The sequence below is a fragment of the Flavobacterium sp. HJJ genome (genome assembly GCF_015351475.1).
GTDB classification, from domain to species: domain Bacteria; phylum Bacteroidota; class Bacteroidia; order Flavobacteriales; family Flavobacteriaceae; genus Flavobacterium; species Flavobacterium marginilacus.
The window spans coordinates 222377-237069 of record NZ_JADKPR010000001.1; the positions used below are offsets into that span (position 1 = coordinate 222377).

Below are 14693 nucleotides of genomic sequence, written 5' to 3' on the forward strand. Positions count from 1 at the left end.
ATTCCGCAATTGAAATGAAGCTTACAAAAATCACAACTGTTTTTTTATGCTGTATTGCTTTTCAGACAGTAATAGGACAAGAAAAAAGCGAAAAACAGTATTCAAAAGTTTGGACAGCCGATAATGGTGACGGCACTTATAAAAACCCGATTCTCTATGCCGATTATTCTGATCCAGATGCAATCCGTGTGGGAGATGATTATTATATGACAGCATCTTCTTTCAATTGCATTCCGGGTTTACCCATACTCCACTCTAGTGACCTTGTTAACTGGAAAATAATTGGTTATGCTCTTGCAAAGCAGAAACCTATCGAAGTCTATGACAAAGCACAGCACGGAAATGGCGTTTGGGCTCCCTGCATTCGGTTCCATAACAGCGAATTTTACATTTATTACCCCGATCCAGATTTCGGAATATACGTTGTTAAGGCAAAAAATCCTGCAGGACCTTGGTCAGAACCGGTTATGGTAAAGGAAGGAAAAGGTTTAATTGATCCTTCTCCATTATGGGATGATAACGGAAAAACATATCTCGCTTATGCCTTTGCGGGAAGCAGAGCAGGCATAAAAAGTATTTTGGCGATATGCACAATGAACGCTGAAGGATCAGCTGCCAATAATGATGATGTTATGATTATTAACGGGCATCCCGATGAAGCTACTATCGAAGGTCCAAAATTCTATAAACGAAACGGCTATTACTACATTTTTGCACCAGCAGGCGGTGTAGCAACAGGATGGCAGACTGTTATGCGTTCAAAAAATGTATTCGGCCCTTATGAGAAAAAGAAAGTAATGGATCAGGGGAAAACTGCTATAAACGGTCCTCACCAGGGAGCTTGGGTACAAACCCAGACAGGCGAAGACTGGTTTATCCATTTTCAGGATCAGTTTGCTTATGGCCGAGTGGTACATCTCCAGCCGATGAAATGGGAAAACAATTGGCCGGTTATAGGGAATGATGATGATAAAAATGGTATTGGCGAACCTGTTATGTCGCACAAAAAACCAAATGTCGGCAAAAAAACATTTCCAATTGAAACACCGCCTGACAGTGACGAATTCAACAGCCCTAAATTAGGCCTTCAATGGCAATGGCATGCCAATCCGCAGATCGTTTGGGGATTTCCAACGAGCATGGGTTATTACAGCCTGAACTGCATTCCAGTACCAAAAGAAGCAACAACTCTTTATCAAGTATCTAATTTACTTTTGCAAAAATTCCCTTCAAATGAATTTACAGCTACTGCAAAAATAAAATTCAATGCACGCTTTGACGGAGAAAGCATGGGACTGGTTATAATGGGACTGGATTACAGCTACCTTTGCTTCAAACAGGAAGGAGGCAAAATGTATCTTTCACAAAAAACAGCCAAAAACATCGATAAAAAAGGAACCGAAACCGAAAGTACTCCTATTGCCGTAAATACTCAAAGTATCTATATGCAGGCCAAAATAAAACCGGGAGGCATCTGTACTTTTTATTATAGTGAAAACGGACAGGACTTCACTCCTGTCGGCGAAGCTTTTACAGCAAGAGAAGGCAGATGGATTGGTGCAAAAATTGGTTTTACAGCACTAAGACAGGGTGTTATAAATGATGCAGGGAATGTTGAAATCGATTGGTTCAGAATAACAAAATAATGTTTTTAAAAATGAAAAATATTAAGATAAATATCGCAATACTAATACTGTTACTGTTCAACATAAGCATTCATGCACAAAAGGAACAAAAATGGGGATCACTGATACGTGATAAGGAAAGTGCTTGGTTTGCCACACCGGAAGCTAAAGAAGTCGCCGAAAATGTATTGCTGTACCAGCGGAATATTGGCGGCTGGCCAAAAAACATTCAGATGCAGAATCCTCTGACAGCAAGCGAAAAACAAAAATTAACAGCTCTCAAACCCGATACCAAAGAAGTAACAACAGATAATGGAGCGACATGCCAGGAAATGCTTTTTTTATCAAAAATGTACGCTCAAGTACCAGATGAAAGATACAAAAATGCATTTTTGGCTGGTTTGGATTATTTATTGAAAGCGCAATATGAAAATGGAGGGTGGCCTCAGTTTTATCCGCTAAAAAAAGGATATTACACTCATATCACCTATAATGATGATTCGATGGCCAATATCCTTATCATTCTGAAAGAGATTGCTGAAAAAACAGATTATTACAGCATAAAAGCTCCAGATGCTGCCGTTGAAAAAGCTAAAAAAGCTTTCGACAAAGGAATTGACTGCATCCTGAAAACACAATACAAGCAAAACGGAGTCCTTACTGCCTGGTGTGCCCAGCATGACGAAGTAACGCTTCTTCCTGCAAATGCCCGTGCTTTCGAATTAGCTTCTTTAAGCGGAAAAGAATCAGCCAAAATTGTATTGCTTTTAATGTCAATAGAAAAACCCTCTCCTGAAGTTGTAACTGCAGTAAACAGTGCCGTTGCTTGGTTCGAAAAAACAAAAATCACAGATCTCAGAGAAGACCGCGTTCCTGTTCCTAACAGCAAAATAATGGAAAAAGTAATGGTCAAAGATCCTAATGCCTCTCCCCTTTGGGCCCGTTTTATGGATTTAAACGATAACACTCCTTTCTTTTGTGACCGCGACGGAATAAAGAAAGCAACTCTTGCTGAAATAGGACAAGAACGAAGAGTGGGTTATTCTTGGTACACCAATGAACCAAAAGAAGTACTGACAAAATACGCCAGCTGGAAAAAAAAAATTGACGGAGAGAATTTAAAACCTCAAAAAAAAAGTGAAACCGTTCTAAAAGATGAGTTTAATATTATTGTGGATCAAAAAGGAACCGGAGATTTTACAACAATACAAGGAGCCATAAACGCTGCTAAAGCATATCCAAGTCAAAGAATTACAATTTTTATAAAAAATGGAACTTACTATGAAAAAGTAAAAATTCATGCCTGGAATACAAATATTTCATTGATTGGCGAAAGCCGTGAAAAAACAATTATAACGTATGACGATTATTTTGCCAAAATAAATTTAGGCCGAAACAGCACTTTCTATACTTATACCGTTTTGGTTGAAGGAAATGATTTTTCTGCAAAAAACTTAACCATTCAAAACACATCAGGACCAGTGGGACAAGCCGTGGCTCTGAATGTAAATGCCAATAGAGCTTTATTTAGCAGCTGTTCTTTTTTAGGAAATCAGGACACTCTTTTTATATCTGGCGAAGAAAACAAAAACTATTTTAAGGACTGCTATATCGAAGGTACCACCGATTTTATATTTGGAGAAGCAACTGCATTGTTCGAAAATTGTACTGTTCATAGCAAAAGTGACTCTTACGCCACAGCTGCTTCAACACCAAAAGGAGCCGCTTACGGATTTGTTTTTAAGAACTGTAAACTCACAGCTGCTCAAAAAGTGACACAAGCCTATCTTGGCAGGCCTTGGAGACCGTATGCTAAAACCGTTTTTATTAACTGCGAAATGGGTAAACATATTTTGCCGGAAGGCTGGCATTATTGGTCAAAACCAGAACCGGAAACCAATACTTTTTATGCGGAATACAAATGCTCTGGTGAAGGATTTCAGCCAAAAAACAGAGTAACCTGGTCACATCAGTTAAAAGATACTGAAGCTAAAACGTACACTATCGAAAAAATATTGGCACCAGATACTCCTAATATTGACAAACAATGGTATTTAAGAGTAAACTAAATTTTAGAGATATGAAATATAAATTCATTCTTATACTGCTTTTTTCACTGCATGGTTTTTCCCAAGAAAATACTTTCCCTGCAGACAAAGTGGATGCAATCGTTAAACGCATTCAGCTGCCTGTTATTCCTTCGTATAAAATAGAAGTGACAAAACTGGGGGCAAAAGGCGATTCGGTCAGCAACGCTAAACCTGCTTTTGATAAAGCAATGGCGCTCTGCAAAAAAAATAACGGAGGCACAATTATAGTTCCAAAAGGAATTTACACCTTAAATGGTCCTATTCAATTTGTGAGCAATGTAAAATTACATTTAGAAGACGGTGCAAAAATTCGTTTCGGTTCCAATCCAAAGGATTATCCGCTAGTTTTAACAAGCTGGGAAGGCACTATGCTTTATAACTACTGTCCGCTGATTTATGGCAATAACGTAGAAAACATTGCAATAACTGGAAACGGAATCATCGATGGTGAAGCCAAAAATACCTGGATAAAATGGAAATCGCTTGAAAAAAAAGACCAGCTGTTAAGCAGAGACATGAATCATAAAAACACGCCGATTAAGGAGCGTATTTTTGGTGAAGGCCATTATTTAAGACCGCATCTTATTCAATTTATCAATTCAAAAAACATTCTTATCGAGAATGTACAAATCGAGGATTCTCCGTTTTGGTGCATTCATCTGCTAAAAAGCAAGAGCATAACTGTCCGAGGACTAAAATACAGTGCTCACAACAATAATAATGACGGTGTAGATCCTGAATATTCCAGTGATATCCTGATTGAAAATGTATTGTTTGACAATGCCGATGACAATGTTGCCATAAAAGCCGGAAGAGATGATGAAGGACGTAGCAATTCTGATACGCCTTCGGAAAATATTGTTATCCGAAATTGTGAATTCAAAGGCCTTCACGCAATTGTAATTGGAAGCGAAATGTCAGCCGGAGTACGAAATGTTTTTGTAGAAAACAGCAAATTCCGAGGCTATCTGAAAAGAGGCCTTTTTATAAAAACAAATTCTGACCGAGGCGGTTACATCAAAGACATTTATTTTAATAATCTCGCATTTGGAAAAGTAGAAGACTGCCTTTATATCACCGCAAATTATCACGGAGAAGGCAGCGGATTAAACCCTTCTAAAGTTTCTGATATTTCTTTTTCCAATATAAGCTGTATTGAAGCCACAAATACTGGAATTGTAATTGAAGGGTTTCCCGATAAAAAAGTAACAGACATAAAACTAGACAATATCAATATACAATCCGCAAAAAACGGTATGACTGTTACCAACTCCGAAAATGTAACCATAAATGAAGTTATTGTGGGGCAAAAAGCAACGATTCCTACTGCCGTAAAATAAACTGTAAAACTAAAGACGAATAATTATGAAATGGATTTCCTTATTTTTTATGCTGGTAACTCTAAACTGTTTAGCGCAAAAACCAACAATCTACGGCATTGGTGATTCTACAATGGCCAATAAGGTAAAACCCGAAGAAAACCCAGAAAGAGGATGGGGCCAGCTGTTTCCGCAATTTTTAACAGACAAAATAACATTTGACAATAGAGCTGTAAATGGCCGAAGCACTCGAAGTTTCATCAACGAAAAACTTTGGGATGCTGTTTTCCAAAAACTTAAAAAAGGCGATTATGTTTTTATCCAATTTGGTCATAATGATGAAAAAGAAAAAGATTCTTTGCGTTACACCAACCCGCATACTGCATACCGTCATAATTTAATCCGTTTTGTAACCGAAACCAGAGAAAAAGGCGCAACTCCAATCCTATTCTCATCAGTAACCCGAAGAAATTTTAATGAAAAAGGAGTTTTGATCAGTACACATGGCGAATATACTCTGGAAGCCCGTTTAGTTGCTCAGGAATATAATGTTCCCTTTATAGACATGGAATATTTATCTGAATTAGCTGAGCAGTCCTATGGACCGGAAAAATCAAAACAGCTGCACCTGCATTTCAAGGCTGGAGAAATCCCTTATTACAAAGAAGATAAAGCAGATGACACTCACTTTTCTGTAAAAGGTGCTACTGAAATGGCCAAAATTGCAGCAGAAGAATTAAAAAAAACAAACCTGGATCTCAAAAAATATATTAAATAAATATGACTGTCCGCAAATAATACCATATACTTTTTTTCGCCACTGATTACACAGATTCTCATAAATTTCATTACTGTTTTTTTTTAAATCTGTGTGATTTTTTTTTATGTGTGGCTAATTCGATCTGTTTGGTATTCGTTAAGGATAGCTATATAAATATAGTTTTCTGTCAATATTATAATAAGAAAACCCAAATCAGTAAAACTGATTATATATTTTAAACACTTATTAATAAATTTTTAGAATTATAATATTCTAAAATTTGAGAATTTGAGAATTCTTGAGGTAAATGCATTAGCACCCAAAACATAATGCATTAAATTTCATAGCTTTAACATTATTTAGACTAATAAAAACGACGACATCAAACAAAGATAACATGGAAGAAAAAAATAAGACTCTAGGAGAATTTATTATTGAGAATCAAAAAGATTTCCCCTATTCATCAGGAGAATTATCCCGGATTTTTAATTCTATAAAATTAGCATCAAAAGTAGTCAGCTATAAAGTAAATAAAGCCGGATTGGTAGATATCATTGGAGGTATCGGCGAAAAAAACATACAAGGAGAAGACCAGCAGAAACTCGATGTTTATGCTAATGAAATTTTTATCCAAACCCTGATCAACAGAGAAATAGTATGCGGTATCGCCTCCGAAGAGAATGATGAATTCATAACCGTTCAAGGAAGCGACAATAGCCATAACAACAAATATGTCCTTTTGATGGATCCTCTGGACGGTTCTTCCAATATTGATGTAAATGTATCCGTTGGAACAATTTTTTCGGTTTATCGAAGAATAACTCCAGTAGGAACTCCAGTTAAACTAGAGGATTTTTTACAGCCCGGAACCGCACAGGTTGCCGCTGGTTATGTGATTTACGGAACCTCAACCATGCTGGTTTACACCACTGGCCAAGGCGTAAATGGTTTCACCTTAAATCCTGCGATAGGCACTTTTTACTTGTCTCATCCAAAAATGCAATGTCCAATAGATGGTTCTATTTATTCTGTAAACGAAGGCAACTACATTCATTTCCCGCAAGGCGTAAAAGACTATATAAAATACTGTCAGCAAGAAGAAGAGGATCGTCCCTATTCTTCCAGATACATTGGCAGTTTAGCCTCCGATATTCATAGAAATATAATCAAAGGCGGCGTTTATTTATACCCAACAAGTTCCAAGGCCATCAAAGGAAAATTAAGGCTTCTATACGAATGCAACCCAATGGCATTTATCGTTGAGCAGGCCGGAGGAAAAGCTTCCGACGGAGTAAACAGGGTAATGGAAATAGAACCAACAGAACTGCATGAACGAACTGCTTTCTTTTGCGGAAGCATCAAAATGGTCGAAAAAATAGAAGAATGCATCTATAAAGCTTCATTGAGTAAATATTAACAAATAGCAACTCTTTTTTTTGAAGCAGAAAGATTTGACCTTTTTGGAAATATTGGTCCTGCTCTCCGTTTTATCTTTGTGGTTTTAAAGAAAAACCACAAAGGATATCACTTCGATCAGGGCTAAAGAGAGATATAGTTCTTCTATGTTAGTATTGACAATAAGATCAAAAAAAACAGTTTAGAAATTTCTAAACTGTTTTTTTATTAAAATAAGGTAACCTGTCCATCGTCATCCAATTGCACTTCCGAATCATCAATGCCTTCCGTTTCAATTACTTCAGGGACAACTTCTTCAGGCTCTTCATAAGGCAAAGGTTCTAATAAATTTACCTGTTTGAGTTTATCTGTCGTCAGCTGGTTTCCGAGTGCCTTAAATCCTTTTACAGCAATAAAAGCTTCGATATCCACAGTCATATTTTCTTTCTGCACTCCTTTGACTTTGGTAAATACTAATTCTGCTACTGGGCGGTAATCTGTCGCTACAATTTCCAGTCTGGAATTAGCATGTTCCGTGATGAAGCATTCTTCTTTATTTTCGGTTTCAACCAAGAAACGTTTCAGAAAATAACGCTCTTTTTCACCGTCATAATAAATTGCCGAAATTGGTTTCTTCGGAATCCATTTCTCTAAAACAATCATATCCTCATCAAAATGAGTTGTCAGTTCAGGAATGACAACCTTGATTTTTCCAGCTTGCGAGATAATTAAAATCTTATCGCTCGGCCTGAATTCTCCCAGCAGTTCACCCCTTGCATCAACATTCAATCGCTGCACAGTATCGTCAAACCAAATTTTTCTTGGCAGTAAGGTCGAAATACCTTTTTCCTTTAATTCAATTTTCTTGATTGGATATTTCGTAACCAGATTCCCTTTAGAAGCACGTCCTTTAATAGCCAAAGACGCAAAATCAATATCAAATTTCAGTTTCTTAATACTTCCAACCTGGCGCAGTAAAATGGTAATTACCTCCGCTTCACCATTTGGATTACATGAAAAATATAAGGTTTGTGATCCTTTAGTTTCATTGGTCAAATCGTACAATTTATCTCTGGTCACACCGGAAACATTGAATCGTTTAATATATGATGGCCCTGATTTTCCGTCACGGTAAATCATGTTATAAATGGTGCGTTTGTCACTTTTGTCAAAAATCGCAACGTGAATAATATCTTTTCCTACAAAGGTTTTGGCATCAACTTTTGTAATCATCATTTTTCCGTCGCGCATAAACAAAATCACATCATCAATATCAGAACAATCAGCAACATACTCGTCTTTTTTTAGACTGGTCCCTACGAAACCTTCCTCCCTGTTTACATACAATTTGGTGTTTCTCAAAACCACTTTTGTCGCTTCGATATTATCAAAACTGCGCAGCTCCGTTTGACGTTCTTTTCCTTTTCCATATTTCTCCTTTAATTTGGTAAAATATGTAATAGCAAAGTCAGTAAGGTGTTCCAAATTATATTCAACCTCCTTCATTTCGTCTTCCAGCTTCGCTATAAAATCATCAGCTTTATCAGAGTCGAAACGAGTAATACGAATCATCGGAATCTGAGTCAAACGCTGTAAATCTTCATCATTAATTTCTCTGACAAATGATTTCTTGAACGGCTCAAACCGGTCGTATAAATATTTATATAAAGACTCTCTGTCTCCATACAATTTGAAGTCAATATACATTTCTTCACGGATGAAGATTTTTTCCAACGTCGAGAAATGCCATTTGTTTTTTAACTCCTCCAATTGGATTTCCAATTCCTGACGAAGCAGATCAACCGTTCTATGCGTTGAAATTTTCAGCATTTCGGAAACTCCGATAAATAACGGTTTGTTGTCTTCGATTACGCATCCCAAAGGCGCTACCGAAGTTTCACAGGCCGTAAAAGCAAATAAGGCATCGATAGTTTTGTCCGGAGAAACGCCCGGAAAAAGATGAATCAAAATCTCTACTTCGGCCGCTGTATTATCTTCAATTTTTTTGATTTTGATTTTACCTTTTTCATTGGCTTTCAAAATACTGTCAATCAAAGTTGTCGTATTTGTCGAAAACGGAATTTGGGTAATCACCAAAGTATTTTTGTCAAGCTGGCCAATTTTAGCACGAACACGAACACGTCCGCCACGCATTCCGTCATTGTAATTCGACACATCTGCGATACCCTGAGTCAGGAAATCCGGATAAAGCGTAAATGGTTTTCCTTTCAATATCTTGATTGAAGCATCTATCAGCTCATTAAAATTATGAGGCAGTACTTTTGTCGAAAGACCAACCGCAATACCTTCGGCTCCCTGTGCCAAAAGCAGTGGAAACTTTACTGGAAGATTGTTCGGTTCAGCACGGCGTCCGTCATAAGAAACGCCCCAATCGGTAATTTTAGGCGAATACAAAACCTCCAAAGCAAATTTTGATAAACGTGCTTCGATATAACGAGAAGCTGCTGCGCCGTCACCTGTTAAAATATTTCCCCAGTTTCCTTGGCAGTCAATCAATAATTCCTTCTGTCCAATCTGCACCATCGCATCGCCAATACTCGCATCTCCGTGCGGATGATACTGCATCGTGTGCCCAACAACATTGGCAACTTTATTGTAACGACCGTCATCCAGCTCTTTCAAAGAGTGCATAATACGGCGCTGTACCGGTTTGAATCCGTCTTCGATAGCAGGAACGGCACGCTCCAGAATTACGTACGAAGCATAATCCAGAAACCAGTCTTTGTACATTCCTGTAACTTTCGTAATCACGTCCTCGCCTTCTTCTTCCTGATTTTCGTAAAAATGTGCGCCTTCAAAATGCTTGGCTTCTACGTTAATAATTTCGTCATCTCCTTCTTGATTTTCATCAATTGGGTTTTCATCGAAATTATCCTCGCCGTCATTTGGAATTATGTTATCGTCTTCTTCGTCTTTCATTGATTTTACAGGAAATTTTTAAACTCGCTTTAAACTTTTTTAATAAATCTAATTAATTACTTCTTTGATGTAATCATCCAAACATACTGGTGTTTCAGCATAAGCACTGAAAATAGAAATTGCTTGTTGATTGGTTAAAGGACTTCCAAAAGAAAACTTTAGAGATTCCTTATTTTCTTTTGAGTTGATAAGCATACAATCAATAAATTTAATCAAAAATTCCATTTCATATTTACCTCTAAACGTTTTCGATGCATCACAATCTTCAAACTCTAGAATTTTATTATCTAAATCTCCTTGACTTATTTGAGTGGCATTAGGAAATATATCATTCAAATCTTGAAAAACATAATTTTGTATAACTTCATCAATTGATATCTTTATTAATCCTTTTGGCAATTTATCTTCCAATTGAACTCCTGTAAGTATACTTTCTTTATTTCGAATTGAAATCATGCATGCATACCAAGCATTAAACATCAAAACTGTTCGATGAAATTCATTTTGTCTATCTTTAAAAAGATTCAAATATTTCTCGTGTAAAACATTAGTAGTTTCAGATAAGTGAAATTCATTACTCAAAATTTGTTTAAAAACACCTTCGCTAACATATAAATTTTCTATCGAATAACATGGAGTTTCATAAATAATTGGATCTTGTAAAGGTAAAGCCTCATTAAAATCCTTATCTATAAAGAATGCTTTTTTATATCTTTTATAAACATCTTGGTTTTTTATAAGATCATGTATTTCTAATACTTTTGATCTTCCTCCACATTTTATTGGATGAAAATCATTTGTATGTTTTTTAATTCTTGGTACGTAATATGAATTATCTTTTCCTTCAAAAAAACAAAATAAATGATTCGGTAATTTTCCGGTTGAATTCATAAATTCTGTATAGGCAACAACAGATCTCGTCGTACTATTTCTTAATTGCTCTACACTCAAACTCATAGTAAATTCTCCTTAGAAATTGAATAATATTCATTAAGTCCAACTGCATACTTATCTAATTCATTATCAAAAATAAATGGTGAGTGTGTAACTGCTAATAGAAAATCACATTTGTTTGAATTCACAATGTCTGGTAACAATTCTTTTTGCCAAATCATACTAAGAGAAAGTTCTGGCTCATCAAACAGAACAATAAACCTTTTATCTTCAGAAGAAAGGTAAACTTTAGAAAAAATAGAAACTATTTGCTTTTCTCCAGATGATAAATTTTTTAAATCAATTATATTATTAGTTATTTTAGATTTGATATATATATTAATATTACTTTCATCATAAAAAACTTCCTTATTAACAAGATACTTATTGCATGCATCTTTAAATATTTTTATTAATTTATCTAATGGTTTTTGTTTTTCATAGCTTTCAACTAACTTATTAAGTAAATGAATAGATAATGGATTATTTACTTTTTTTGCAATAACAATATTTTTTATAGATTCTTTTTGCACATCGGAAAGTAAGGACCCAACTCTAGATAATATTAGATTAATATCTTCTTCATTAGTTTTCTCAAGAACATTATTTTCAAATTCGTTATCATCAATAACTATATTTAATACATCTTTTGTAAACTGAGTTAATCCCTCTTTTAATAACTTATCTATTTTACTTTCCAATTGAGTAAATTTTCTTTGAACATCATCCATTCCAAATTGAATTAATGTAGTATCCTCCTCAAGAAATTCATCATCATTATATCCTAAATTATGTAAATCTTCTTCAACTCTTCTATAAGTTGGAAAATACATGATCTCAGAACTTCCCAATTCTTTTTGAATTTTTAAATCTAATTCTTTAAAAGCTGGATTAAATTTAAATTCTTTTTCAAAATCTTCAAAGAATCTAAATAACCTATGAATTGGATATTTTCTGAATTTTGAATTAGTTTCAAGCAATCTTTCTAGCTCATAGGAATTTCTCTTCTTTTGATTAAATCTTTTACTTAAAGATTCAAATTGAGCATATCCAAACTCTTTAATGAATTCTTTGATTTCAGTTTCTTTATAAAGTTTATCAATTGATTTTTGAATTCCATCTTTTTTTATTTCAATATATTTTTTTTCGTCATTTTCAAATACAATAATTAATTTTTCGAAATTGAAATCATTTAGTCTCAAAAAATTTCTTGTAAGTGTATAGTATAATAAATTAAGAATTTGAGTTTTTCCTAATCCATTTTCACCTATTAGTATTTTCTTATTTTCATCAAAAAGAATATCAACATTGTTTGTTCCAAACAATCCTACTACACTAAATCTTTTTATATAATTCATATTTTTTTGAGTTTTATTAAAACAAAATAATCCTTTTGTAATTTATTTTGAAAAAAAACGTGTAATCTTTATAGTTAAATCTGCCATACTTCATCGAATTTTCTATTTCAGAAAACGTAATCAGTGGTTGTAATTTTTTATTTTCAGAAACCCAGTCAGTGACTGAGATATCTTAGTATTCAATTCCCCAGTCACTGACTCGGAAATTTGTATTTGAGATTTCGTCATCAATGATGACGAATTTTGGTTTTCAAAAATACGAGACAGTGTCTCATAAATTTGAATATCGCAGAAAGTGTCTGCGATATTCAATATACTCTTAAATTATTTCACCTCTTCCAAAACATCCAACTCTACTTTCAGATTCTTGATAATAAAATCCTGTCTGTCCGGTGTGTTTTTACCCATATAGAAAGACAACAGCTGTTCTATCGAAGTATGTTTGTCCATCATGACCGGATCAAGGCGGATTGTGTCTCCGATGAAATTCTTGAACTCATCTGGCGAAATCTCCCCCAAACCTTTAAATCGGGTGATTTCCGGTTTCGGCTTTAATTTTTCGATAGCCTCTACACGCTCTTCTTCAGAATAACAGTATATCGTTTCTTTCTTGTTTCGAACCCTGAAAAGCGGTGTCTGCAAAATATATAAATGCCCTTCCTTGATTAATTCAGGAAAAAACTGAAGAAAAAAAGTAATCAGCAATAAACGAATGTGCATACCGTCGACATCGGCATCGGTTGCGATTACAATGTTGTTGTAACGCAATTTTTCCAGTCCGTCTTCAATGTCAAGTGCAGCCTGCAGTAAATTGAATTCTTCGTTTTCATACACAATTTTTTTACTCATTCCGTAGGAATTCAAAGGCTTACCGCGCAGACTGAAAACTGCCTGTGTATTCACGTCACGGGATTTGGTAATCGACCCGGAAGCCGAATCTCCCTCGGTAATAAAAAGCGTACTTTCAAGGTTTCGAGGATTTTTGGTATCCGGAAGATGCGCTCGGCAGTCTCTTAATTTTTTATTGTGAAGATTTGCTTTTTTGGCACGGTCTGTAGCCAGTTTTCTGATTCCTGATAATTCTTTTCGCTCTCGTTCTGCCTGCAGAATTTTACGCAATAAAGCTTCAGCAGTCGGCGGATTTTTATGCAGGTAATTATCTAATTTGGTTTTAATAAAATCATTTACAAACGTACGAACTGAAACCGGCGGTGTTCCATCATCAGAACCCATATCCATCGATCCCAATTTGGTTTTGGTCTGTGACTCAAAAACAGGTTCCATTACCTTAATACTGATCGCACTGACAATCGATTTACGAACATCAGAAGCTTCAAAACTCTTGTTGTAAAACTCACGAATTGTTTTTACAATTGCTTCACGATAAGCAGCTAAGTGCGTTCCTCCCTGAGTAGTATTCTGACCATTTACAAAAGAGTGGTATTCCTCGCTATACTGAGTTTTACTGTGAGTAAGAGCAATCTCAATATCATTATCTTTCAAGTGAATAATTGGATATTCCAAATCCTCAGCATTAATGGTTTCTTCCAATAAATCGCGAAGACCATTCTCTGAATAATATTTTTCACCATTGAAAATAATCGTCAGACCATTGTTTAGGTAACAATAGTTTTTGACCATTTTGATGACATATTCCAAACGGAATTTGTAATTTTTGAAAATCGTTTCGTCCGGCGTAAAAGTAACTTTAGTACCTTTTCTCTTTGTAGTTTCGATAATATCTTCTTCGGAAACTAAATTACCAGCCGAAAACTCAGCTGCTTTTTGTTTCTCTTCGCGTACCGATTCTACTCGAAAATAATTCGAAAGCGCATTCACGGCTTTTGTTCCCACACCATTCAAACCAACCGATTTCTGGAAAGCTTTGGAATCGTACTTTCCTCCTGTATTCATTTTCGAAACTACATCGACCACTTTTCCCAGCGGAATACCGCGGCCGTAATCACGAACCGAAACCGTTTTGTCCTTGATAGTTACCTCAATTGTTTTCCCCGAGCCCATCACAAACTCGTCGATACAGTTGTCGAGAACCTCTTTTAAAAGAATGTAAATACCATCATCCGGCGAAGAACCATCTCCGAGTTTTCCAATGTACATCCCGGGACGCATACGGATATGTTCTTTCCAGTCGAGAGAACGAATATTATCTTCGGTGTATTGATTTTGATCTGACATTTTGGGATTTTAGCGAATTTAACTGCTTTCTGTTCGGCATTTGCCATTTACAAATACCGCGAATGTGCTAATGTAGT

Annotated in this window: 9 protein-coding genes; 5 read left to right on the forward strand and 4 right to left on the reverse strand. The window is 35.6% G+C overall.

Going from position 1 to position 14693, the window contains the following annotated elements; genetic code table 11:
* Window positions 1-14: 14 nt before the first annotated feature.
* From IRZ80_RS00975 to fbp, 5 genes are all read left to right on the forward strand, one after another.
* Complete coding sequence (locus IRZ80_RS00975) at window positions 15-1646, forward strand: glycoside hydrolase 43 family protein (RefSeq protein WP_194639342.1); 1632 nt, start codon at window positions 15-17, stop codon at window positions 1644-1646.
* Window positions 1647-1657: 11 nt separating this feature from the next.
* A complete protein-coding gene (gene pelA / locus IRZ80_RS00980) occupies window positions 1658-3694 on the forward strand; it encodes a pectate lyase (RefSeq protein ID WP_194639344.1) in 2037 nt (678 codons plus the stop codon).
* A gap of 11 nt (window positions 3695-3705) precedes the next feature.
* A complete protein-coding gene (locus IRZ80_RS00985; protein ID WP_194639346.1) occupies window positions 3706-5055 on the forward strand; it encodes a glycoside hydrolase family 28 protein in 1350 nt (449 codons plus the stop codon).
* Between the two features lie 25 nt (window positions 5056-5080).
* On the forward strand, window positions 5081-5812 hold the full coding sequence (locus IRZ80_RS00990; protein ID WP_194639348.1) for a rhamnogalacturonan acetylesterase: 732 nt from the start codon (window positions 5081-5083) through the stop codon (window positions 5810-5812).
* A gap of 379 nt (window positions 5813-6191) precedes the next feature.
* Window positions 6192-7211 (forward strand): class 1 fructose-bisphosphatase, encoded by a 1020-nt coding sequence (gene fbp / locus IRZ80_RS00995; protein WP_194639350.1) that lies wholly within the window; start codon window positions 6192-6194, stop codon window positions 7209-7211.
* A 206-nt stretch (window positions 7212-7417) separates the two neighbouring features.
* Here fbp and IRZ80_RS01000 read toward each other — a convergent pair whose 3' ends face one another.
* The 4 genes from IRZ80_RS01000 to IRZ80_RS01015 form a co-directional block, all read right to left on the reverse strand.
* Window positions 7418-10129 carry a DNA gyrase/topoisomerase IV subunit A gene (locus IRZ80_RS01000; protein WP_194639352.1) on the reverse strand — a complete coding sequence of 904 codons (2712 nt, stop codon included), beginning with the start codon at window positions 10127-10129 and terminating at the stop codon, window positions 7418-7420.
* Between the two features lie 48 nt (window positions 10130-10177).
* Window positions 10178-11086, reverse strand: coding sequence for a DUF4435 domain-containing protein (locus IRZ80_RS01005; RefSeq protein WP_194639354.1), 909 nt, complete (start codon window positions 11084-11086; stop codon window positions 10178-10180).
* Window positions 11083-12420 carry an AAA family ATPase gene (locus IRZ80_RS01010; protein WP_194639356.1) on the reverse strand — a complete coding sequence of 446 codons (1338 nt, stop codon included), beginning with the start codon at window positions 12418-12420 and terminating at the stop codon, window positions 11083-11085. Before IRZ80_RS01010 ends, IRZ80_RS01005 begins: the two co-directional genes overlap by 4 nt.
* A gap of 324 nt (window positions 12421-12744) precedes the next feature.
* Window positions 12745-14616 carry a DNA topoisomerase IV subunit B gene (locus IRZ80_RS01015; RefSeq protein WP_194639357.1) on the reverse strand — a complete coding sequence of 624 codons (1872 nt, stop codon included), beginning with the start codon at window positions 14614-14616 and terminating at the stop codon, window positions 12745-12747.
* Window positions 14617-14693: the final 77 nt, after the last annotated feature.